The 20,806-nt window shown below is 67.6% G+C and carries 23 protein-coding genes; 12 read left to right on the top strand and 11 right to left on the bottom strand.

Translation table 11 applies throughout. The features are described 5' to 3' along the window. The first annotated feature begins 23 nt into the window (after positions 1–23). From ACP693_RS03725 to truA, 7 genes are read left to right on the top strand one after another with little or no spacing between them, the layout of a single operon-like run. Positions 24–1,199 (top strand): polysaccharide biosynthesis/export family protein, encoded by a 1,176-nt coding sequence (locus ACP693_RS03725; protein WP_426018875.1) that lies wholly within the window; start codon positions 24–26, stop codon positions 1,197–1,199. A gap of 4 nt (positions 1,200–1,203) precedes the next feature. Beyond that, a complete protein-coding gene (locus ACP693_RS03720; protein ID WP_426018876.1) occupies positions 1,204–1,776 on the top strand; it encodes a hypothetical protein in 573 nt (190 codons plus the stop codon). A 33-nt stretch (positions 1,777–1,809) separates the two neighbouring features. Beyond that, positions 1,810–2,211, top strand: coding sequence for an acyl-CoA thioesterase (locus ACP693_RS03715; RefSeq protein ID WP_426018878.1), 402 nt, complete (start codon positions 1,810–1,812; stop codon positions 2,209–2,211). A 60-nt stretch (positions 2,212–2,271) separates the two neighbouring features. After that, positions 2,272–2,850, top strand: coding sequence for a peptide deformylase (gene def / locus ACP693_RS03710; protein WP_426018879.1), 579 nt, complete (start codon positions 2,272–2,274; stop codon positions 2,848–2,850). Beyond that, a complete protein-coding gene (locus tag ACP693_RS03705) occupies positions 2,850–3,128 on the top strand; it encodes a hypothetical protein (RefSeq protein WP_236547456.1) in 279 nt (92 codons plus the stop codon). Before def ends, ACP693_RS03705 begins: the two co-directional genes overlap by 1 nt. Before the next feature lie 18 nt (positions 3,129–3,146). Further along, a complete protein-coding gene (gene fmt, locus ACP693_RS03700) occupies positions 3,147–4,070 on the top strand; it encodes a methionyl-tRNA formyltransferase (protein WP_426018880.1) in 924 nt (307 codons plus the stop codon). Next, positions 4,070–4,813: a tRNA pseudouridine(38-40) synthase TruA gene (gene truA, locus ACP693_RS03695; protein ID WP_426018882.1), complete on the top strand. Its 744-nt coding sequence runs from the start codon at positions 4,070–4,072 to the stop codon at positions 4,811–4,813. The genes fmt and truA overlap by 1 nt, the downstream gene beginning before the upstream one ends. Before the next feature lie 18 nt (positions 4,814–4,831). Here truA and ACP693_RS03690 read toward each other — a convergent pair whose 3' ends face one another. From ACP693_RS03690 to ACP693_RS03675, 4 genes are all read right to left on the bottom strand, one after another. After that, a complete protein-coding gene (locus tag ACP693_RS03690) occupies positions 4,832–5,890 on the bottom strand; it encodes an aspartate-semialdehyde dehydrogenase (RefSeq protein WP_426018884.1) in 1,059 nt (352 codons plus the stop codon). Between the two features lie 394 nt (positions 5,891–6,284). Continuing rightward, positions 6,285–7,502: a beta-ketoacyl-ACP synthase I gene (gene fabB / locus ACP693_RS03685; protein ID WP_426018886.1), complete on the bottom strand. Its 1,218-nt coding sequence runs from the start codon at positions 7,500–7,502 to the stop codon at positions 6,285–6,287. A 64-nt stretch (positions 7,503–7,566) separates the two neighbouring features. Beyond that, a complete protein-coding gene (fabA, locus tag ACP693_RS03680; protein ID WP_159848465.1) occupies positions 7,567–8,100 on the bottom strand; it encodes a 3-hydroxyacyl-[acyl-carrier-protein] dehydratase FabA in 534 nt (177 codons plus the stop codon). Between the two features lie 69 nt (positions 8,101–8,169). Beyond that, a complete protein-coding gene (locus ACP693_RS03675; RefSeq protein ID WP_346495688.1) occupies positions 8,170–8,742 on the bottom strand; it encodes an SH3 domain-containing protein in 573 nt (190 codons plus the stop codon). A 68-nt stretch (positions 8,743–8,810) separates the two neighbouring features. Between ACP693_RS03675 and ACP693_RS03670 the strand changes: the two genes are divergently transcribed. Then, positions 8,811–9,797, top strand: a complete 987-nt coding sequence (locus tag ACP693_RS03670) for a 2-hydroxyacid dehydrogenase (protein ID WP_426018889.1) — start codon at positions 8,811–8,813, stop codon at positions 9,795–9,797. Between the two features lie 12 nt (positions 9,798–9,809). Here the strand turns inward: ACP693_RS03670 and ACP693_RS03665 are convergent, their stop codons facing one another. Beyond that, complete coding sequence (locus ACP693_RS03665) at positions 9,810–11,018, bottom strand: DUF6880 family protein (protein ID WP_426018890.1); 1,209 nt, start codon at positions 11,016–11,018, stop codon at positions 9,810–9,812. A gap of 120 nt (positions 11,019–11,138) precedes the next feature. Here ACP693_RS03665 and ACP693_RS03660 point away from each other — a divergent pair, with 120 nt between their 5' ends. After that, a complete protein-coding gene (locus tag ACP693_RS03660; protein ID WP_409719555.1) occupies positions 11,139–11,390 on the top strand; it encodes a hypothetical protein in 252 nt (83 codons plus the stop codon). 3 nt (positions 11,391–11,393) lie between these two features. On the opposite strand, the gene ACP693_RS03655 is transcribed toward ACP693_RS03660, so the two are convergent. The 3 genes from ACP693_RS03655 to ACP693_RS03645 form a co-directional block, all read right to left on the bottom strand. After that, positions 11,394–12,131 (bottom strand): HesA/MoeB/ThiF family protein, encoded by a 738-nt coding sequence (locus tag ACP693_RS03655; protein ID WP_426018893.1) that lies wholly within the window; start codon positions 12,129–12,131, stop codon positions 11,394–11,396. 45 nt (positions 12,132–12,176) lie between these two features. Continuing rightward, on the bottom strand, positions 12,177–12,587 hold the full coding sequence (locus ACP693_RS03650) for a BLUF domain-containing protein (protein WP_426018895.1): 411 nt from the start codon (positions 12,585–12,587) through the stop codon (positions 12,177–12,179). A 103-nt stretch (positions 12,588–12,690) separates the two neighbouring features. Continuing rightward, entirely contained in the window at positions 12,691–13,092 is a 402-nt protein-coding gene (locus ACP693_RS03645; protein ID WP_426018898.1) for a BLUF domain-containing protein, read from the bottom strand. A 133-nt stretch (positions 13,093–13,225) separates the two neighbouring features. On the opposite strand from ACP693_RS03645, the gene hslV reads away from it, so the two are divergent. Further along, a complete protein-coding gene (hslV, locus tag ACP693_RS03640; RefSeq protein WP_425986490.1) occupies positions 13,226–13,786 on the top strand; it encodes an ATP-dependent protease subunit HslV in 561 nt (186 codons plus the stop codon). Between the two features lie 13 nt (positions 13,787–13,799). Here hslV and ACP693_RS03635 read toward each other — a convergent pair whose 3' ends face one another. Beyond that, a complete protein-coding gene (locus tag ACP693_RS03635) occupies positions 13,800–14,381 on the bottom strand; it encodes an ATP-dependent Clp protease proteolytic subunit (protein ID WP_426018899.1) in 582 nt (193 codons plus the stop codon). Further along, entirely contained in the window at positions 14,381–14,587 is a 207-nt protein-coding gene (locus ACP693_RS03630; RefSeq protein ID WP_426018901.1) for a hypothetical protein, read from the bottom strand. Before ACP693_RS03630 ends, ACP693_RS03635 begins: the two co-directional genes overlap by 1 nt. A gap of 162 nt (positions 14,588–14,749) precedes the next feature. Between ACP693_RS03630 and hisS the strand changes: the two genes are divergently transcribed. Continuing rightward, positions 14,750–16,240 (top strand): histidine--tRNA ligase, encoded by a 1,491-nt coding sequence (gene hisS / locus ACP693_RS03625; RefSeq protein WP_426018903.1) that lies wholly within the window; start codon positions 14,750–14,752, stop codon positions 16,238–16,240. A 367-nt stretch (positions 16,241–16,607) separates the two neighbouring features. Here the strand turns inward: hisS and ACP693_RS03620 are convergent, their stop codons facing one another. After that, complete coding sequence (locus ACP693_RS03620; protein WP_426018904.1) at positions 16,608–18,731, bottom strand: M13 family metallopeptidase; 2,124 nt, start codon at positions 18,729–18,731, stop codon at positions 16,608–16,610. A gap of 156 nt (positions 18,732–18,887) precedes the next feature. Here ACP693_RS03620 and ACP693_RS03615 point away from each other — a divergent pair, with 156 nt between their 5' ends. Then, positions 18,888–20,726, top strand: coding sequence for a cation:proton antiporter (locus tag ACP693_RS03615; RefSeq protein ID WP_426018906.1), 1,839 nt, complete (start codon positions 18,888–18,890; stop codon positions 20,724–20,726). Positions 20,727–20,806 lie beyond the last annotated feature (80 nt).

The following is a 20,806-nucleotide window of genomic DNA, read 5'->3' as shown; positions in this document are numbered from 1 at the left end:
GCGAACAAGGGCTATCGCGCTTCATGACTCGCACCATCCTGCCGCTCGCCATCGTCGCCATTCTGGGCGGCTGCTCCACCCTGCCGCGCGACGGACCGTCGGGCGCCTCGGTCAACGCCGGCGCCACCACAGCTTCCGCCTTGGGCAGCTACGCTCTGGTGCCGCTGACCTATGAGGTCACCGAGCGGATGAAACAGGTGCCGCCGCAGTTCTTCGGCACGCTGGCCGCCGGATCCAGCGATCAGCCCGCCGACGTGATCGGCGAAGGCGACACCCTGGCGATTTCGATCTTCGACCCTTCCGGCTCGCTGTTCGGCGGAACCCTGGGCTCCGGCTCTTCGTCCTCCAGCCGCACGAACACGACCCTGTCCGGCGGCAACCAGGCCCTGCCGGGCGCCGTCGTCGATCGCTCCGGCTCGGTCGCCATTCCGTTCGGCGGTCAGGTTCGCGTCCAGGGCCTGACCTCGACCCAGGCGGCGGCGGCCATCCGACGCGCATTGGTCGGCAAGGTCGCCAACCCCCAGGTTCTGGTGTCGATCGCGGGCAACGCCTCCAACACCGTCAACGTCCTTGGCGACGTGCGCCAGCCGGGCCGTGCGCCCCTGGGCGTCAACAGCGACCGCATCCTGGACGTCATCGCGGCGGCGGGCGGCTCGGCCCGCACCACGGACGACCTGATCATCTCGATCCAGCGCGAAGGCCAAACCTACACCGCCCCCTTGTCGGCTGTGACGACCGAGTTCGGCGAGAACGTCCGCCTGCAACGCGGCGACGTGGTCAATGTCCAGTACAAGCCTCGCCGTTTCTCGACCTTCGGCGGCCTGAACGCCGTGGCCCAGGTCGACATGCCGGCCGGCCCCATGACCCTGACCGGCGCCATGTCCAAGGTGGGCGGGCTGAACACAAACACCGCCAACGCCCGTCGCGTCCTGATCTTCCGCTTCGAACGCCCCGAAGTGGCCCAGGCCCTGGGCATCAACCAGCCCGCCACCCCGCGCGGAGTGCCGGTGGTCTATGAGCTGGACTTCAGCGACGCGGCCAACGTCTTCGCCGCCACCAACATGCAGGTCATGCCGGAAGACGTGATCTATGTGCCCCTGGCCGGCGCCGCCGAGATGCGGAAATTCTTCGAGGTGGTTCAGAGCCTGACCCGCGTCGTCTATGACGTGTCGGTGACCAGCACGCTCAACAACAACTGACATCATGGCCAGACGGCGGGCGCTGCTTTCGGGTCTGTTTTCACGCAAGCCCGCCGCCGCGCCTGCCGACGACCGCGCCGATCCGTTCGAGCGTCCCGCCTATCTCGAACCCGTCGAGCCCGACGCCCTCAGCCTGACGCTGGACGAGATCGAAGCCGGCGCGCTCGCCATCTACGCCGGCGCCGGCCTGCCGACACAGCCCGGTCACTATCGACGCGAGCCCGATAGCGAGGACTGGACGTTTCTCGCCGCCGACATTCGGCCATCCGAAAGGTTCGCGCTCGCGCTTGAATACCCGCCGGAGCAGGGCTGGCGGTTCGCGCGACTTCAGGATCTGGGCGCCCGCTCGGAGCGCGAAGACTTGCGCGCCGCCGCCCGTCTTCTGGGCGATGTCGCAGCGTTGCGAAACGCTCGGCGAGAAACCCTGACCCAGGATCACCTTCTCACCGCTATGGAGTTGGGCGCCGCCTGGCGTGCGCTGCGTGACGCCCAGGCCGTGCGAACCTCACGCCTGACGCTCTCTGTGCCGGCACGGACAAGATCGCTCAAAGGCGACAAGCTGCAAAAGCCGCGCTAGAGAGCCCGCCTCCCCGAACAGCAGGCCCCTTTCATGTCCGACGCCCCCGAAAAACCGCCCGAGTACCAGCCCGTCGGCCGCATCATCGCCATGCCGGCGGACACCAACCCCGAGGGCGACATCTTCGGCGGCTGGCTGCTGGCCCAGATGGACGTGGCGGGTGCGACCCCGGCGTTCGAACTGGCCTGCGGACGTTGCGCCACCGTGGCGCTGGACGGCATGGTCTTCCATCAGCCCGTCTCGGTCGGCGACGAGGTCAGCATCTACGCCCATGTCATCGGCTCGGGTCGCACATCCATCCGTGTGCAGGTGGAGGCCTGGAAGCGCGCGCGAGGCCAGCCCCAGGCCGCGTCCGTGCGTGTGACCCAGGGCGTCTTCACCTATGTCGCCATCGACGAGCACCGCAAACCACGCGCCCTGCCCGGCAAGGAATGAGGCTGGCAAGGAATAGGCGCAAATCTTGACCTTGGACCGGGGCGGGCCTACGTCCCGGCCATGGCCATCCGACGCATCCTCACCATCGACAACGCCGCCGACCTGGCGATCCTGAAGCAGGTTTCCACGCCCGTGGCGGCGGTGGACGACGCCGTCCGCGCCCTGATGGACGACATGCTGGAGACCATGTACGACGCGCCCGGCATCGGCCTCGCCGCAGTGCAGATCGGCGCGCTGGACCGGGTCATCGTCATGGACCTAGGCGATCGCGACGGCAGGGTGCCCGAAACCGAGGAAGAGGACACCCCCGAGGCCTTCGAGGCGCGCAAGAACCCGCGCTTCTTCGCCAACCCGGAAATCCTGTGGACCTCGGACGAGCTCTACACCTACGAGGAAGGCTGCCTGTCGATCCCCGAGTATTTCGACAAGGTGGAACGCCCGGCCCGCGTCCGCATTCGCTATCTGAACCGTGACGGTCAGTCGGTGGAGGAAGAGGCCGAGGGCCTCTACGCCGTCTGCATCCAGCACGAGATGGACCACCTTAACGGCGTGCTCTTCATCGACCATCTGTCGCGTCTCAAGCGGGATCGCGCCGTGACCAAGGTCAAGAAGGCCGCCCGCGACAGGATCGCCACCTGATGACCAAGATCGTCCGCCCTGAACGTATCGAACGCGCCGCGCGCCGCATCGCGCCGTCCATTCCGCGCGGCCGGTCTCTGATCATCGATTCCTCGGGCCGTCGTCGCCTGACCCGCAGCCAGAAGATCGGCGTCGCCGGGGTCGCGACACTGGCGGGCGTGGCCCTGCTGGGCGTTGTGGCGGGCCTGCTGCTGGACAAGCTGCTCGATTTCGACGACGCACTGGACGCGGGCGGCGAGTGGGATGAGGGCGGCGGCGTCTTCACCCGCTGGCAGTAAACCTCTAAAGGCGTGCCCATGCGCCTTGCCTTCATGGGAACTCCCGACTTCGCCGTGCCGTCCCTGGCAGAGCTGATCGCCTCGGGTCACGAGATCGTCGCCGTCTATTCGCAGCCGCCGCGCCCCAAGGGCCGGGGCCAGAAACTGACGCCGTCGCCGGTTCACGCCTTCGCCGAGACCATGGGCCTGCCGGTCTTCACGCCCGAGTCGATGAAGAGCCCAGACGCCATCGCCGCCTTCCAGAGCCTGGACCTCGACGCCGCCTGCGTCGTCGCCTACGGCCAGATCCTCAAGGCTGAGGTGCTGGATGCGCCCCGCCTGGGCTGTTTCAATCTTCATGGCTCGCTGCTGCCCCGTTGGCGCGGCGCGGCGCCGATCCAGCGCGCCATCATGGCCGGCGACGCCCAGACCGGCGTCCAGATCATGCAGATGGGCGTCGGCCTGGACGAAGGCCCCATCCTGCTGACCGAACTGATGGACATCCGCGCCGACGACACGGCCGCGACCCTGTCCGAGCGTATGTCCCATGTCGGCGCCGGCCTGTGGCCGCGTGCGCTGGCGGCCATCGAGCGCGGCAGCGTCACCCCGTCGGAACAGGTCGGCGAGCCGACTTACGCCAAGAAGATCACCCCGGCAGAGGCGCGCATCGACTGGACCCGCCCGGCGGCTGAAGTGGACGCCCATATTCGCGGCCTGTCGCCCTTCCCCGGCGCCTGGTTCGAAGCGCCCTCCGACACCGGGCCAGTGCGGATTAAAGCCCTGCTGTCGACCCTGGCGGACGGTTCGGGCGCGCCCGGCGCGACGCTCGACGACGCCCTGACCGTCGCCTGCGGGACTGGCGCCGTGCGTCTGATCCGGGTTCAGCGCGAAGGCAAGGCGGCGCAATCGACCGATGAGATGCTGCGGGGCTTTGCCCTGCCGGCCGGGACCGTACTCGGCTGATGCCGCGCTACAAGCTGATCATCGAATACGACGGCACGGCCTACAACGGCTTCCAGGCCCAGGACGGCCAGCCGACCGTGCAAGGCGCGCTGGAGACCGCCATCCACGCCTTCTCGGGCGAGCGAATCCGCATCGCCGCCGCCGGCCGCACCGACACCGGCGTCCATGCGACCGCCCAGGTCATCCACGCCGATCTGGACCGCGACTGGCCCGTCGATACGGTGCTGAACGCCATGAACGCCCATCTGATCAAACAGGAGGTCTGCGTCCTGTCGGCGGACTATGCGCCCGATCCCGATTGGCACGCCCGGTTCTCGGCGACCGGCAGAGGCTATCTGTACCGCATCCTGAACCGCCGCCCCCAGCCGGTGCTGGAGCGCGACCGCGTCTGGCACGTCAAGAAGACCCTGGACGCCGAGGCCATGCACCACGCGGCCCAGGTCCTGGTCGGGCATCACGACTTCACCACCTTCCGCGACGTGGGCTGCCAGTCCAAGTCGCCGGTCAAGACCCTAGACGTGGCCCGCGTCTCCCGTTTCGGAGAAGAGGTGCATCTGGTCTTCCAGGCCCGCAGCTTCCTACACCGCCAGGTTCGGTCGATGGCCGGCACTCTGGTCGAGGTGGGTCTGGGCCGCTGGACCGCCCATGACGTCAAGGCCGCGCTGGAGGCGAAGGACCGCGCCCGGTGCGGCCCCGTCGCCCCCTCGGCGGGGCTCTATCTCAGCGGCGTGCGCTACGACTGAACCCCGCCTGGGGCCGGATCAGCCGCGCTGCTGAACCAGAACCTCGGCGATCTGCACCGCGTTCAGGGCCGCGCCCTTCCTCAGATTGTCGTTCGAGACGAACAGGGCAAGGCCGTGCTCGACCGTCGGATCGGGCCGCACCCGGCCGACGAAGACGGGGTCCTGGCCCGCCGCCTCCAGCGGGTTAGGCACGGCCGTCACCACCACGCCCGGCGCCCGGCCCAGCAGGTCCAGCGCCTGAGTTACGGACAGGGCCCGTTCGAACTCGACATTGATCGACAGGGAGTGGCCGGTGAAGACCGGCACCCGCACGCAGGTGCCCGACACCGGCAGGCCGGGGATTTCCAGGATCTTGCGGCTCTCGTCGCGCAGCTTCAGCTCCTCGTCGGTATAGCCGTCCTCGCCGAGCGTGTAGTTCAGGGCCACGACGTTCGCGGCGATCGGCACGACCCACTTTTCCGGCGCGCCGAAGTCCACCGCCCCGCCGTCGCGCGCTAGGGCCGCGCCCTGCCCCACGGCCGCACGCGACTGGTCCTCCAGCACACGGATGCCCTCGACCCCGCCGCCCGACACGGCCTGATAGGTCGAGACCGTCAGACGCTTCAGGCCCGCCGCGTCGTGCAGGGGCTTCAGCACCGGCATGGCGGCCATGGTGGTGCAGTTGGGGTTGGCGATGATCCCCTTGGGCAGGTTCGCCAGGGCGTGGGGGTTCACCTCGGCGACCACCAAGGGCACTTGGGGGTCGCCGCGCCAGGCGGAGGAGTTATCGATCACCACCGCGCCGGCGGCCGCCACCCTGGGCGCCAGAGCCTTGGACGTATCACCGCCGGCCGAGAAGAAGACGATGTCCAGACCGGCGTAGTCGGCGCTCGCCGCATCCTCGACCACGATATCGGTCTCGCCGAAGCGCACGGTCTTGCCCGCCGACCGGGCCGAGGCGAACAGGCGCAGCGAGGCCAGCGGGAAGTTCCGCTCGGCTAACAGCCCGCGCATCATCTCGCCGACGAGGCCGGTGGCGCCGACGATGCCCACATGGACGGGGCCGACATGCGGTGGATTGGACGGGGAAAAGGACATTCAGGCGTCTCCTGGAAAGATGGAGGCGCGGGGTTCAGCCGGATCGACCGCCCCGCGCATCGGCGGGGCTTGGGATCGGGGTTCGGCGCTTCAGACCTTGCGCACACCCGAAACCGCCCCGCCGAAGCCGGTGGTTTTCGAGATAATCGCTTTGGTCAGGCGCTGGGTCACGGCGACGCTCTCTAAGGGCGAGAATCGGTCGTGTAAACAGCCAAGTTGGGAATGATCGGGCGCGGGCGTCCCCATTGAGAGTCCTGCGCGCAAAAACTTCGTCATCCTGGCCCTTGTGGCGAGGATCCAGACTCCCGGTCCATCCGCAGGGTGCGCCATAGTCGAACACCGGGAGTCTGGATCCCAGGGACAAGCCCTGGGATGACGGGTAATCAGTGGAGTGTCAGACCTTCGACAGGATCAGCGTGCCGTTGGTGCCGCCGAAGCCGAAGCTGTTGGACATGACATGGGTCAGTTCGCCCTCGTGGCGCTGACGCAGGATCGGCATGCTCTCGAACGCCGGATCGAGGGTCTCGATATGGGCGCTCTCGGCGGCGAAGCCGTTTTGCATCATCAACAGGCAGTAGATGGCTTCCTGCGCGCCCGCTGCGCCGAGCGAATGGCCCGTCAGCGACTTGGTAGAGGAAATCATCGGCATCTGGTCGCCGAAGACGGCGCGCACGGCCTCCATTTCCTTGGAGTCGCCGACCGGGGTCGAGGTGCCGTGCGGGTTCAGATAGTCGATCACCGGATTGCCGGCCTGTTCCAGCGCGATCTTCATGCAGCGCTGGGCCCCTTCGCCCGACGGAGCGACCATGTCGTGACCGTCGGAATTGGCGCCGTAACCCGTGACTTCGGCATAGATGGTCGCGCCGCGCGCCTTGGCCCGCTCGTATTCCTCCAGCACCACGATGCCGGCGCCGCCGGCGATGACGAAGCCGTCGCGGGCGGCGTCATAGGCACGCGAGGCGACCGACGGATTGTCGTTGAAGTCCGAAGACATGGCGCCCATGGCGTCGAACATGTTCGACATGGACCAGTCGATGTCCTCGCAACCACCGGCGAAGACCACGTCCTGCTTGCCCCACTGGATCTGTTCGACCCCGGCGCCGATGCAGTGGGCCGACGTCGCACAGGCCGAGCTGATCGAATAGTTGACGCCGCGCATCTGGAACCAGGTGGACAGCACCGCCGACGGGCCGGACGCCATGGCCTTGGGCACCGCGAACGGGCCGATGCGCTTGGGCGACCCGCGCTCCACCGTAGTGGCGGCGGCCTGCAGGATGACCTGGGTCGAGGGACCGCCCTCGCCGACGATCAGGCCGATGCGGTCGTCCTTAATCTCGTCGGCCGTCATGCCCGACGACTTCAGCGCCTCTTCGAAGGCGATGTGCCCCCAGGCCGTGCCGTTGGCCAGGAAGCGGGCCGCGCGACGGTCCACCAGTTCCTCCCACGGGCCGATCTTGGGCGGCGCCCAGACCTGGCTGCGGAAGCCGTATTTGGCGTGATCGGGGGCATGGACGACGCCCGAACGGGCTTCGCGCAGGGACTGGGTGACCTCTTCGGCGCCGTGACCGATGGAGGAGACGATGCCCAGGCCAGTGACGACGACACGACGCATGGTGTTTCCTTCTGATGCTTCTCGACCCGAGGGTCTTCCGCCTTGTTCGCGGTTATATAGGGGCTTAAGCGCCCGCCGCCTCATCCTTGGCGCCGAACAGGCCGACCCGCATGTCATTGCAGGTGTAGATGACCTGGCCGTCGGCCTCCAGCACGCCGTCGGCGATGCCCATGACCAGTTTGCGGTTGATGACGCGCTTCAGGTTGATCTTGTAGACCACCTTCTTGATGTCCGGCGTGACCTGGCCGGTGAACTTGACCTCGCCGACGCCCAGGGCGCGGCCCTTGCCGGGTCCGCCGATCCAGCCGAGATAGAAGCCGACCAGTTGCCACATGGCGTCCAGGCCCAGGCAGCCGGGCATGACCGGGTCGCCAATGAAGTGGCACTGGAAGAACCAGAGCTCGGGATTGATGTCGAGTTCCGCCTCGACATAGCCCTTGCCGTGCTCGCCGCCGTCCGAGTTGATCGTCGTGATCCGGTCGAACATCAGCATCGGCGGGGCGGGCAGCTGGGCGTTGCCGGGACCGAACAGTTCGCCGCGGCCCGAGGCCAGCAGGGCCTCATGATCAAAGGACGAAGGGTATTGGGACTGGGTCAAGGCGTTTCCGTTTCTTGATACGTTGCGCGCGGGTTACACGACCGCGCCGCTTCGCTCAACAGCGTGCGGTCAGTTGCGTCCCGTGCCCGCCGGCCGATTGGCGTTGCACAGCGCCCGTTCCTGGGTTCCGAACACCGCCCGTTGCGCCACCCAGCCTTCAAGCCGCCGCGCCCGGACCTTGCACCAGCCCTCTTCGCATTCGTCCAGCAACACCAGGGCGCGCGGCGACAGGCGCGCCCGCACCGAGGCCGTTTCGGATCGGCCCGACCGGATCGGCACTTCTTGTGCGGTCGTGTTGAAGACATAGCGTCGGCCCGACGACACGGTGCGGTGGATCCAGGCGACGGCGCCGTCGGGATCGCAGATCTTGCGCCACTCGGTCGTCTCGGCGATCACCTGAACCGGCAGGCCGGCGGCGCGGTATTCCCACAGGATCGGATAATCCAGCCCCGGCCCCTGACGGGCGCGCACGTGCGAGGACTTCAACGAAATCCAGCGCGGCACCTCCAGCCCGGTCGGGGTCGGGCGGCCGTCAGGCATGGTCGCGCCCGCACTGGCCATCACCCCGAGACCGAGAATCGCCAGAACGACGGCGGTGCGGCGTCGCAGGCTTTGGAAGATGGCGGCGGCTTTGCTAGACACTGAATGGAACGACCCGTCGCGCGCGCTTTCGATCCGTCTGAATCGCCGCCCGCAAACCAAGGCCCGTAATGTCCGCCCGCAAGCTTAAGGTCGTATTAACCAGACGCCTGCCCGACGCGGTGGAAACGCGGATGCGCGAGCTGTTCGACGCCGAGCTGAACCTCAAGGACCAGCCGATGGACCGCGCCGCCCTCCAGGCCGCCGTCCAGCGCGCCGAGGTCCTGGTGCCGACCATCACCGACGTCATCGACGCCGACCTGATCAACGGCGCGGGCGAGCAGTTGAAGATGATCGCCAACTTCGGCGCTGGGGTGGACCATATCGACATCGACGCCGCCGTGGCGCGCGGGATCATCGTCACCAACACCCCCGGCGTCCTGACCGAGGACACCGCCGACTTGGCCATGAGCCTGATCCTGGCCGTCAGCCGCCGCATCGTCGAGGGCGCCCAGGTGGTCGCCGAGGGCCGGTTCGAGGGCTGGACCCCGACCTGGATGTGCGGCCGCAAACTGTGGGGCAAGCGGCTGGGGATCGTCGGCATGGGCCGGATCGGCCAGGCCCTGGCCCGCCGCGCCAAGGCCTTCGGCCTGCAGGTCCATTACCATAACCGCAAACCCGTCCCGGCCCTGATCGAGGAAGAACTGGGCGCGACCTATTGGGACGATCTGGATCAGATGCTGGCGCGGATGGATATCGTCTCGCTGAACTGTCCGGCGACCAGGGACACCCACCATCTGCTGTCGGCCGAGCGTCTCGCCCGGCTTCAGCCCCACGCCATCCTGATCAACACCGCGCGCGGCGAACTGATCGACGAGGCGGCCCTGTCTCAGGCCGTGGCCATGCGCGCCCTGTCCGGCGTCGGCCTTGACGTGTTCGAGAACGAGCCGGCCATCCACCCCGGCCTGCTGGGTCAGCCCAACGTCGTCCTGTTGCCCCACCTAGGCTCCGCCACCCTGGAAGCCCGCCAGGACATGGGCGACCGCGTCATCGCCAACGTCATGACCTACCAGAACGGCCACCGTCCGCCCGACCGCGTCATCCCCGCGATGCTTTAGGCCCGCGGTGCTTTAGGCCGACGCCAGCAACCGCTCGGCCGCATCGGGGTATTTCTGCGCCAGCCGCGCCGCCCAGTCCGCCTTCAGCGGCAGAGGCGCGCGGACCTCGCGGATGCGGCGCTCGACCAGGGCGGCCGCCTCGCGGTGCGCGGGCCAGTCCATCAGAAAGCCCAGCGCCGTCTCGAAATCGGCATAGGTGGTGGCATGCGCCAGGGCGCGGTCCAGCGCCTCGACGTCATCGAAATCCGGCAGGCGCGCCAGATAGGCCCTCAGCACCGGCGTCGACAGGTCGCGTTCGAACATCGCCCAGCGAAGCTCTTGCGCCTCCTCCTTGCGGCCCTCGGCTTCCAGGAGGTCGATCGAGGTCGCCTCCCAGGCCGGCGTCAGGGTCGGCGGGCCGGCTTGCGGCGAACGCCCGAAGGTCCAGCGCCGATTGCCCGCCGACGGCGCCAGCGCCGACTCCAGCGCCTGTCGCGCCTCTGGGATGCGGTCGGCGACCAGCAGCCGCTTGGCCATGACCGCCGCGAAGTCCGGCGAGCCCCTCTCCTCCGGCGTGGTCAGCGACAGCCACAAATCGAGATCGCCCGCCCGATCCGCCAGCCGCCGCATCACCGTCCGCATCCCGCGCGCGCTCGATGTCTTGTCCAGAGCGTCCAACAGCCGCCTCGCCAGGTCCGCCGTCAGTGCCTCGCCGCCCGCCCCGATCCAGCGAGCGTATTCCAGCGGCTGACGCTCCACCGCCTGGGCCAGCGGTGCGACGGCCTTCTCGTCGGCCCGAACGGCAGCCTCGGCGATCCGCCACAAGTCAGGGGCGGCCGTCTCGAACGCGGCCGCCACCTCGCCCTTCTGATCCTTGACCCGCGTCGCCAGGCCGCGAAACAGGTCGAACCAGGCGATCAGCCGCTCCAGCCCCTGCCCCGGCGCCGCCACGGCCAGATCATCGACGATAGCCCCGCGCAGGATGTCCAGATCCCGCAGCAGGTCGGGGCGCTTGCGCCACGACACCCGCGCGCGGCTGGCGGCGATGGTCGACAGACGCTTGTCCAGTTCCAGCGCCAACAGGTCCGGCCCGGCCTCGGCCGCCAGCACCAGCCGAAGACGGCGCTTCAGAATGGCGTCCGCGTCGGCCGCCTGCATCAGCAGCTCGCCCAGGCGATCAGCCCCCAACCCGCTCAGATTGGCGGCGTTCAGGCGTTTGGGCGAGGCGGGACGTCGGGCCATCGGGCCTCCTTTTCACAAGTCTGTCGGACCGGACTCACACGGCTGTCGAAAACCACGGGCAGGGGAGGAACCGCCGCGAGCGGGCTTCGTTTCCGGCGACCTGTCTGAGGAAGTGTTGCGTTGGACTCCTACTATTGCATCGTCAACCTGCCCGGCGTTCCGGTGCGGGACATCTGCGTGCTCGACGCCGCCAACGACACGGCTGCCAATCAGGCGCTGGAGGGGATCGCCCGCAACTGGGTCGGGTTCGAGACCCTGTATCTGTATTGCGGCGAACGACTGGTGACTGTGCTCAGCAATCCCGCCCTGGGCTTCGCCGCCCCCCTGCCGGATCTGGACCTGGCTGACATCCGCTTCGCCACCGCCGCCTGAGGCTCAGCCGCCGCAGATCGGGCAATGGGGGTCTGCCCCCACCCGCACGGTGCGCGCTGTGCCCGCCAGACCGTCATAGAGCAGGAGCCGTCCGGTCAGAGCCTCGCCCGCCCCCGTGATCAGCTTGATCACCTCCAGCGCCGCCATCGACCCGATCACGCCGGCCAACGCCCCGACCACCCCGACGCGCGAGCAGGTTTCCGCGTCCGGCGGGATCTCCGGCGTCAAACATTGATAGCAGGGCCGGCCCGCAAACACCCCGACCTGACCGTTCCAGCGGCCCAAAGCGCCGGACACCAGCGGCTTGCTGGACGCGACGCAGGCCGCATTGACCCACAGCCGGGTCTGGAAATCGTCGGTGCCGTCCAAGACGATGTCGAAGGCGCCCACCTGCGCCGCTGCATTGTCGAGCGTCAGCCGCTCGGCGAAGGTCTCGACCGTCACATGAGGATTGAGACTACCCAGCCGTTCAGCCGCCGCCTCGACCTTGGGCCGGCCGACCTCCGCCGTGGAAAAGGCGATCTGGCGCTGCAGGTTGGACAGGCCCACCACGTCGTCGTCGATCAGGCCCAGCGTCCCGACGCCCGCCGCCGCCAGATATAGCGCCGCTGGCGATCCCACGCCGCCCGCGCCGACGATCAGCACCCGCGCGCGTTTCAGCGCCTGCTGCCCCGGCCCGCCCACTTCAGACAGGACCAGATGCCGCGCATAGCGTTCGACTTCGTCTTCGGAAAAGATCACCGCCCTATTTAGCCCTGCCGACGACGGGGCGCGAGGGGCGCCGCGTCAAACGGCGTCGGCCATTCTCTCGACCAGGCGCGCCAAAACGCGATCCGCATGGACCGCTGCGTCGGGCTGCATCAGGTCCGAGGCCATGAACGTCTCGGCCTCGGGCGTCGTCTCCAACCGCGCCATGGCCCAGTTCGGGAACAGACGCTCCGCGACCGACTGGTCGGACACGATCCGCAGATTCTCGTGGCGGCGATCTTGGCTCAGCCGCCCCATGACACGGTTCAGATCGACGCGCGCGCCTTCCAGAACCTGCAGGAACCGTCCGTCGTGGCGCATCAGCACACCCGTCAGATGGTCGCGACGATTGTTCTGTTCGGACACGCCGATGATGTCGATCAGGGGCATCAGGCCGGAACCGACCAGCCCGGTCGCCTCGCTGACATAGACAATACGGAACAACGCCATACCCACTCTGTACGCAACTCAGGGCCAAGGCCCGACGTCGCGACAGCTAGGCGATGAGGGTTAACAGAAGGCGCCAGCCTATGGGCCGGGCTGAGGGGCCGGTTCAGGCGGCCATCTTGACGTGTTCGCACGACAGCAGCTTTTCCAGCCCCGCGCTGGACAGATCGCTCAATCGCCGACCATGCAGAATGTCACGGGCCTGGGCGTCGTTGAGGGCGCACAACCGGGCTGAGTCCCGCATCCGGCGCTGCATCACAGGACGATCTTCCAGAACGCGGAGGTTGCGATGACGCGGATCGTTCGACAGGCGCGTCAGCAGCCGGTCCAGGTCGGCCCGCGCACCTTCCGCCACCTGGGCCGCTTCGCCGTCGTGGAACATCATCGCGCTGCTGATCTCGTCGCGACGGTTGTTGCGCTCCGACACGCCGAGGATTTCTGCGATCGACTGCACGTCACGACCTGACGCACCGATCATTTCACTCACGAAAACGATGCGATAAAGCACGACTTATCCCCCGATAGCGCCAATCATTGAGATGATCTGCGCCTTCTAGCCATTATTGGGGTCAAAATAAGACGCCGTTATCCCAATCGACCCCGGACTTGATGCACGCCGCCCGGCGCGCCATCTGAGGGGGATGACACAGAGCGCTTCGAACTTCCCCGACTGGCACGGCACAACCATCCTGGCGGTGCGCAAGAACGGCCGCACCGTCATCGCCGGCGACGGCCAGGTCTCGATGGGGCCGACCATCGTCAAAGGCGCGGCGCGCAAGGTGCGGGTGCTGGCCGGCGGCAAGGTGCTGGCGGGCTTCGCCGGGGCCACGGCCGACGCCTTCACCCTGATCGAGCGGCTGGAGGCCAAGCTGGAGCAGTATCCCGACCAGCTGGCCCGCGCCTGCGTGGACCTGGCCAAGGACTGGCGCACCGACCGCTATCTGCGTCGGCTTGAGGCCATGCTGCTGGTGGCGGACAAGTCGTCCATCTTCACCGTGACCGGCGTCGGCGACGTGCTGGAGCCGGAATACGGCGTCGCCGCTGTTGGTTCGGGCGGCAACTACGCCCTGTCGGCCGCGCGCGCCCTGATCGATGAGACCGAGCTGGACGCCGAACAGGTCGCGCGCAAGGCGATGAAGATCGCCGCCGAGATCTGCGTCTACACCAACGGCAATCTGACGGTGGAAACGCTTCAGGCCTGATCCGGCCGCCGGGTCAGATCACTTCCGCGATCAGGCCCAGCGCCTTGGCCTCCTGGGCCTCGATATACCAGTTGGCCGGGGCGCGTTTCAGCACATCTTCCATGGTGACGGAGGATCCCCGCACCAGGTTCTCGAACCCCTCGTTCTGGATGGCGATGGAGTGTTCGAGCTCGTTCAGCATTGCCCGGACCGAGGCGATGCAGGTGGTCAGCGGCCCGATGACGTGCAGCTGCTGGTCCATCTTGCGCTCATGGATCATCACCCGCGCGCCCCGCGTCAAATAACGGTTCGGGATGGCGAAGAAGCTCATGAAGGTGGCTCCGGCGGAATAGATGGCCGCCTTGCCCAGGAAGACCAGCCGCCGCGACGGATTGATGTCGCTCTGAAATCGCACGTCCTCGCCCATCATCCGCGCCACCTCGGGATCGCCGCCCAGGGTCGACAGCTCGATCACGGTCAGCCCGGTTTTGGGGGCAGCCGCCAACTGATCACGGAACCGGTCGTACATGGCATAGTCGACAGCACCAGCCAGCAGGATGCGCGGCGTGTCGAAAGCTTCGGCGGTCAGGACGCCCGTCGGCGCGGAACGGGACATCAGGCGTCGGGCGACGACGCGGCGTCTTCGCTGACGGGATAACCCTGCGCCGAGGCCCAGGATTTCGCCTCGCCGATGGAAAAGAAGGCCTGGTCCCGGATGTGTCGCGACCCGTCCGTATCGACCAGTTCGCACTCCCACCAGCGGATCGTGCGTCGGTCCGACGTGTTGCAGGTACGGGGTACGAGAAGGGCGTGCGGCGTCATGGCCTCAACAACGGAAAATACGCGCCCAGGTTCCGCCGCATTGCCATTTCTCTTTGCGTAACAATCGCCTGCATCCATCAAGCGACATTCGTTGATCCCCCCATATCGCTCTCGCCGCCCATGCAATTTGCGGTGGCCCTTGCCTTGGCTTAAGCGCGCAGCATGAGCACCGACGCCCCAATCCGCCCCCTCGCCCGCAATCCCCGCGGCTTCGCCGATAAGCGCGGCCGCGACCTGACCGCTGAACGCCGCATCGTGGCGCGCGTGTCCGAAGTCTATGAGCGCTGGGGCTTCGAACCGCTGGAGACCCCGGCCTTCGAATACGCCGACGCCCTGGGCAAATTCCTGCCCGATGCCGACCGTCCCAACGAAGGCGTGTTCGCGCTTCAGGACGACGCCGGTTCGGACGAACCGGGCGAGTGGATGGCCCTGCGTTACGACCACACCGCGCCCCTGGCCCGGTTCGCGGCCCAGACGTGGGAGACCCTGCCCAAGCCGTTCCGGCGCTACGCCTATGGGCCGGTCTGGCGCAACGAGAAGCCCGGCCCCGGTCGCTTCCGCGAGTTCTGGCAGTGCGACGCCGACACCGTCGGTTCCGACCGTCCCGAGGCCGACGCCGAGATCATCGCCATGGCCTGCGAAGGTCTGGCCAGCGCGGGCCTGGACACCGGCCAAGCCCAGATTCGCGTCTCGAACCGCAAGCTGTTCGACGGCCTGTTCGACGCCGGCGGCGTGACCGAGGCCGGTCAGCGGCTGACGGCCCTGCGCGCCATCGACAAGTTCGACCGCCTGGGCTGGGAGGGCGTGGTCCAGCTGCTGGGCGAGGGCCGCCTGGACGACTCCGGCGACTACACCAAGGGCGCAAGCCTGCCGACCAAGGTGACGGCGGCCATCGAGGCCTTCCTGGCCTCGGCCAATACGCCCGGCCTGACGCGGGCGCAGACCCTGGACGCGGTCGCGCGCTCGGGCGATCTCGGCGCGGCGGGCGAGGCGGCGCTGAACGAACTGGGCGCCATCGACCGGGCGCTGGCCGCCATGTCGGTCGGCCAGGAAACGGTCAAGTTCGACCCCACCATCGTGCGCGGGCTGGAATATTACACCGGCGCCGTGTTCGAGGCCGAGCTGCTGCTGGACACCGTGGACGACAAGGGCCGGCCGGTCCGCTTCGGCTCCATCGGCGGCGGCGGCCGCTATGACGACCTGGTCGCCCGCTTCACCGGCCAGAGCACGCCGGCCACCGGCTTCTCTTTCGGCGTCTCGCGCCTGGCCTCGGCCCTGCGCGCGGCCGGTCGCGGGGCAGAAGACGCCGTGCGCGGCCCCGTGGTGGTCATCGTTTTCTCCGAAGACGACATGACCCACTATCTGACGGCCGTCGCCGAACTGCGCGCCGCCAGGATCGCCGCCGAGCTCTACCTCGGTCGGGCAGGCATGAAGGCTCAGATGAAATACGCCGACCGGCGCGGCGCGCCCGCGGTCGTCATCCTGGGCGGCGACGAGATCGCCGCCGGCGAGGTCACCATCAAGGATCTGGACGCGGGCCGCGCCGCCGCCGCCGCCATTACCGACAACGACGCCTGGAAGGCCGAACGTCCGGGCCAGATGAAAATCCCTCGCGAAGGTCTGGTCGCCGCCATCAAATCCATTATCGAATAACCTTCGATAATAAGGATCCTCAAAGATGAGTTATCAGCGATAAGTCGAAGAAAGTTCGACTCGGGTGAAACCCGCCGTTGACGCGGACGGGGCCGATGCGTCAAATGAACTCACTCGAGGGCAAGCGTTGCTCAAGCGCGCAGCACTCGAAGGCGTTTCGGGGAGGAAACGTCCGCTCTTCAAAGAGCGCGAAAGCCCGCTGCGATGTATCCCCCGCAGCGGGCTTTTTCGCGCCTGGAGCCCAGCGCAATCTCTGAAAAACCTCGACAAATTGTCGATGCGATGTCGAGGTTTCGACAGGCGATTGTCGACATGAAAAAGGCCGGGGCGGACCCCGGCCTTTTCCGTTTATCGAAGAAGCGTCACCTTACCAGAGGCGAACGCGTTCCTCAGGCGTCAGATAGTATTTCGTGCCCGGCTGAACGTCGAAGGCGTCGTACCAGGCGTCCATGTTGCGCACCGGGCCGATGACCCGGAACTGGGCCGCCGAGTGAGGGTCGGTGGCGACCTGCTGCTTCAGGGCTTCGTCGCGGTATTTCGACTGCCAGACCTGGGCCCAGCCGTAGAAGAAGCGCTGGTCGCCCGTCGCCCCGTCCAGAACCGGCGCCGGCTGACCGTTCAGCGACAGGTGATAGGCCTCCAGACCCACCGCCACGCCCGAGGCGTCGCCGATGTTCTCGCCCATCGTCAGGCCGGGGTTGATGGTGTAGCCGGCGATCGGCTCGTAGGTCGCATATTGCGCGCCCAGACGCGCCGTCAGGGCCTCGAAGTTGGCCTTGTCCTGCGGCGTCCACCAGTTGCGCAGAACGCCGTCGCCGTCGGACTTGGAGCCCTGGTCGTCGAAGCCGTGGCCGATCTCGTGGCCGATCACCCCGCCGATGCCGCCATAGTTGACCGCCGCATCTCCGTTCGGATCGAAGAAGGGCGGCTGCAGGATCGCCGCCGGGAAAACGATCTCGTTGTTGGCCGAGTTGTAATAGGCGTTCACCGTCTGCGGGGTCATGCCCCACTCGGACTTGTCGACCGGTTCGTTCAGGCGGGCCAGATCATAGTTCCACTCGAACAGGCCGCGGCGCTCGGCATTGCCGACCAGGTCGTCGGGGCGGACCTCCAGGCCGGAGTAGTCGCGCCACTTGTCGGGATAGCCGATCTTGACCGTGAACTTGCGCAGCTTCTCTTGCGCCGCCGCCTTGGTCTCGGTCCCCATCCACGTCAGGTTCTCGATCCGGTGCGACAGGGCGGTGCGCAGGTTGGCGACCAGTTCTTCCATCTTGGCCTTGGATTCGGCCGGGAAATACTGGGCGACATAGAGCCGGCCCGCAGCCTCGCCCAGCGAACCTTCGGCGAAGGAGATGGCGCGCTTTTCGCGGGTGCGCTGCTCGGGCTGGCCCGACAGGTCGCGCGAGCGGAACTCCCACTGGGCGTCCGAGAAGCGCTTGGACATCATGGGCGCCATGTCGTCGGCGGTGTGGAAGGCTTCCCAGGCCTGCAACAGCTCGACCGGGGTCTCGGCGTAGATGGCTGCGATCTTGGGCATGGCCGTGTCCTGACGCACGATCAGGCGCGGCACGCCGCCCAGTTCGGCGGCGTCGTAATAGGCCTGCCAGGCGAAGCCCGGCGCGTCCTCGGCCAGCTTGGCGATGGTGAACTCGTTGTAGGTCTTATCGCGGTTGCGGTTCTCGGCCGGCGACCAGTGGGCCTCGGCGATCTTGCTTTCCAGGGCCACGATCTGGGCGGCGGTCTCGGTCGGGTTCGCCCAGCCGATCATGCCCAGCATGCGCGCGACATAGGCCTCGTACAGGACCTTCTTGTCGGCGAAACGCGCGTCCAGATAATAGTCGCGGTTCGGCAGACCGATGCCCGATTGGCCCGTCGAGACGACGTAGCGGGTCGGTTGTTTGGAATCGATGGTGATGCCGGTGCCGAAGAAGGACGAACCGAAGCGGCCGACCGTCTGGCCCATATAGACGGCCATCTTTTCATGGCTGTCGGCGGCGCGGATCGCGGCCAGATAGGGTTGCAGCGGTTGGGCATCCAGCTGCTCGATGCGCGCCTCATCAATGTAGGAGCGATAGGCGTCGGCGACCTTGGCCTCGTCCGAACCGGGCGCCAGGTCGGTGCGGTTCGCCAGGCCCAGCACCAGTTCCTTCATGCGGTTGTCCGACAGTTCGCGCAGCAGTGCGAACGAGCCGTAGCTGGTGCGATCCGAAGGGATGACCAGTTTTTCCAGAGCCGTGCCGTTGGCGTACTGGAAGAAGTCGTCGCCCGGCTTCACCGATGTGTCGCGGCCTGCCATGTCGAAGCCCCAGGTCCCGTAGCGGGGCGCCTCTGTGCCTTTCCAGCCCGCCGCCGTCTCTTCGCCCGAGAACAGGGAAACGATCGAGCAGGTCTCGTCGATGCAGGCGTGGTCGTGGCCGACGTCCTGCGCCAGAACGGCGCTGGCGGGCAGAAGAAGGGCGCCGACGGCGGCCCCGATAAGCAGACGTTTCATCACTATGTCCCTGTTCCCACCCGGCATTTGGATGGTTCGGCGCCGACCCTAGTCCGGCGAGGGGGGGTGTCGCCTTAAAAAAAGTTCATGATTCCGATGCGACCTCTCGCCACGGCGCGGGGATCAGGGTCTGATACGTGGACATAAGGGGGGCGGATGCACGGTCAGGGCGGGGACTATAAGGATCTGGTGGTCTTTCTGGCCGCCGCCGGCGTCATCGTGCCCCTAGTCAACCGGCTCAAGATCAGTCCCATCCTGGGTTTCCTGGCGGCGGGGGTGCTGCTGGGGCCGGACGGCCTGGGCCGTTTCGCGCAAAGCGTGCCCTGGCTGTCGTGGTTGACCATCGGCGATCCGGGGCAGTTGGCCCAGCTGTCGGAACTGGGCGTCGCCTTTCTTCTGTTCATGATCGGGCTGGAGCTGTCGTGGGAGCGGCTGCGCGCCATGCGCCGGCTGGTGTTCGGCCTGGGCCTGATGCAGGTCGTCGTCTGCACCGCCGTTCTGGCCTGTGGTTTCCTGCTGATGGGTCAGACGCTGGCCAGCGCCGTGGTGCTGGGCATGGGCCTGGCCCTGTCCTCGACCGCCGTGGTCATGCCGGTCCTGGCCGAACGCGGGCGACTGAAGGGGACCGTCGGCCGATCCACCTTCGCCATCCTGCTGGCCCAGGATCTGTCCGTCGCCCCCATCCTGATCACCGTCACCGTCCTGGCGGCCTTGGCCCAGCAGGGCGGCGCGCTGGACACCGCCGTCCTGGGGCGCGCCCTGTTCACCTTGGTGCCGGCGGCGCTCGGCCTGGGCCTGATGGTCCTGCTGGGCCGCGTCGTGCTGCGGCCGATGTTCAGGTCGGTGGCCAAGGCCCGCAAGGTCGACCAGGGCGGCGAACTGTTCGTCGCGGCCTCTCTGCTGGTCGTGGTCGGCGCCGGCCTCGCCGCCCAGGCCAGCGGCCTGTCGATGAGCATCGGCGCCCTGCTGGCCGGGGTTTTGCTGGCCGAGACCGAGTTCAGGCGCGAGGTCGAGGTCTCCATCGAACCGTTCAAGGGCCTGTTGCTGGGCGTCTTCTTCGTCGGCGTCGGCCTGGGGCTGGACCTGGACGCCATCGCCGCCGATCCCGTCGGCGTCTTCGGCCTGGCCCTGGCGCTGACGGTCGTGAAGACGGGCGTCATCTTCAGCCTGGCAAGGGTCTGGGGCCTGGGCGCGCGCCCCGCGCTGGAGACGGCCCTGGTCCTGGCCCCGGCGGGCGAGTTCGCCTTCGTCGTCTTCGCCACCGGCTTGGTCGAAGGCCTGGCCCCGCCCCAACTGACCAATACCGTGGCCCTGTCGGCGACGGTCAGCATCTTCTCCATTCCCCTGCTGGCCCTGCTGGGTCAGCGACTGGCGCGCAAGACGGCGCCGGATGGCGAGCGCCTGCCCGACCTTCCTCCGCCCGAGGCGATGGACGGGGCCGTGATCATCGTCGGCTTCGGCCGTGTCGGGCGGCTGATCGGCGAGATGCTGAAGGAGCACGACCAGGCCTTCATCGCCCTGGACACCGATCCCGGCATCGTCTCGGCCGGCCGGCGCGACGGCTTCGACGTCTTCTATGGCGACGCCGGCCGCCGTGAGATGCTGCAGCACTGCGGCGTGCAATCCACCCGCGCCCTGATCGTGACCATGGACGCCCCGACCAAGGTGGACGAGGTGGTCACGGCCGCACGATCCATGCGCGAGGATCTGATCCTGATCGCCCGCGCCCGCGACGACCAGCACGCCATGCGGCTGTATGGCCTGGGCGTCACCGACGCCGTGCCGGAGACGACCGAGGCCAGCCTGCAGCTGGCCGAAAACACCCTGGTCGATCTGGGCGTGCCCATGGGTCTGGTGCTCGCCTCCATCCACGAGAGACGCGACCAGTTTCGCAAGGCCTTCCAGGCGGCGACCCCGATCGAGCGCCGCAATCGCCCCAGCCGGGCGCTGCGCCGCACGGTCCGTCCGGCCAAAACTGCCCCCAGCCAAGACTAGGGACTCATACCTACGGTCGCCAAGCGGACCCATTTTCGTCATGGTTCCATGATGCAAGCGCCGCTTCCGTATCCCTGCAT

This window comes from Brevundimonas sp. TWP1-3, from assembly GCF_049896085.1.
Taxonomy (GTDB): Bacteria; Pseudomonadota; Alphaproteobacteria; order Caulobacterales; family Caulobacteraceae; genus Brevundimonas.
Note: the sequence above shows the minus strand (reverse complement) of the source record. Positions and strands in the feature narration are given on the sequence as shown.

Coding starts and splice junctions, on each gene's coding strand:
- ACP693_RS03725 (WP_426018875.1), top strand. CDS start 24: ATGACTCGCACCATCCTGCCGCTCGCCATCGTCGCCATTCTGGGCGGC.
- ACP693_RS03720 (WP_426018876.1), top strand. CDS start 1,204: ATGGCCAGACGGCGGGCGCTGCTTTCGGGTCTGTTTTCACGCAAGCCC.
- ACP693_RS03715 (WP_426018878.1), top strand. CDS start 1,810: ATGTCCGACGCCCCCGAAAAACCGCCCGAGTACCAGCCCGTCGGCCGC.
- def (WP_426018879.1), top strand. CDS start 2,272: ATGGCCATCCGACGCATCCTCACCATCGACAACGCCGCCGACCTGGCG.
- ACP693_RS03705 (WP_236547456.1), top strand. CDS start 2,850: ATGACCAAGATCGTCCGCCCTGAACGTATCGAACGCGCCGCGCGCCGC.
- fmt (WP_426018880.1), top strand. CDS start 3,147: ATGCGCCTTGCCTTCATGGGAACTCCCGACTTCGCCGTGCCGTCCCTG.
- truA (WP_426018882.1), top strand. CDS start 4,070: ATGCCGCGCTACAAGCTGATCATCGAATACGACGGCACGGCCTACAAC.
- ACP693_RS03690 (WP_426018884.1), bottom strand. CDS start 5,890: ATGTCCTTTTCCCCGTCCAATCCACCGCATGTCGGCCCCGTCCATGTG.
- fabB (WP_426018886.1), bottom strand. CDS start 7,502: ATGCGTCGTGTCGTCGTCACTGGCCTGGGCATCGTCTCCTCCATCGGT.
- ACP693_RS03670 (WP_426018889.1), top strand. CDS start 8,811: ATGTCCGCCCGCAAGCTTAAGGTCGTATTAACCAGACGCCTGCCCGAC.
- ACP693_RS03665 (WP_426018890.1), bottom strand. CDS start 11,018: ATGGCCCGACGTCCCGCCTCGCCCAAACGCCTGAACGCCGCCAATCTG.
- ACP693_RS03650 (WP_426018895.1), bottom strand. CDS start 12,587: ATGGCGTTGTTCCGTATTGTCTATGTCAGCGAGGCGACCGGGCTGGTC.
- hslV (WP_425986490.1), top strand. CDS start 13,226: ATGACACAGAGCGCTTCGAACTTCCCCGACTGGCACGGCACAACCATC.
- ACP693_RS03635 (WP_426018899.1), bottom strand. CDS start 14,381: ATGTCCCGTTCCGCGCCGACGGGCGTCCTGACCGCCGAAGCTTTCGAC.
- ACP693_RS03630 (WP_426018901.1), bottom strand. CDS start 14,587: ATGACGCCGCACGCCCTTCTCGTACCCCGTACCTGCAACACGTCGGAC.
- hisS (WP_426018903.1), top strand. CDS start 14,750: ATGAGCACCGACGCCCCAATCCGCCCCCTCGCCCGCAATCCCCGCGGC.
- ACP693_RS03620 (WP_426018904.1), bottom strand. CDS start 18,731: ATGAAACGTCTGCTTATCGGGGCCGCCGTCGGCGCCCTTCTTCTGCCC.
- ACP693_RS03615 (WP_426018906.1), top strand. CDS start 18,888: ATGCACGGTCAGGGCGGGGACTATAAGGATCTGGTGGTCTTTCTGGCC.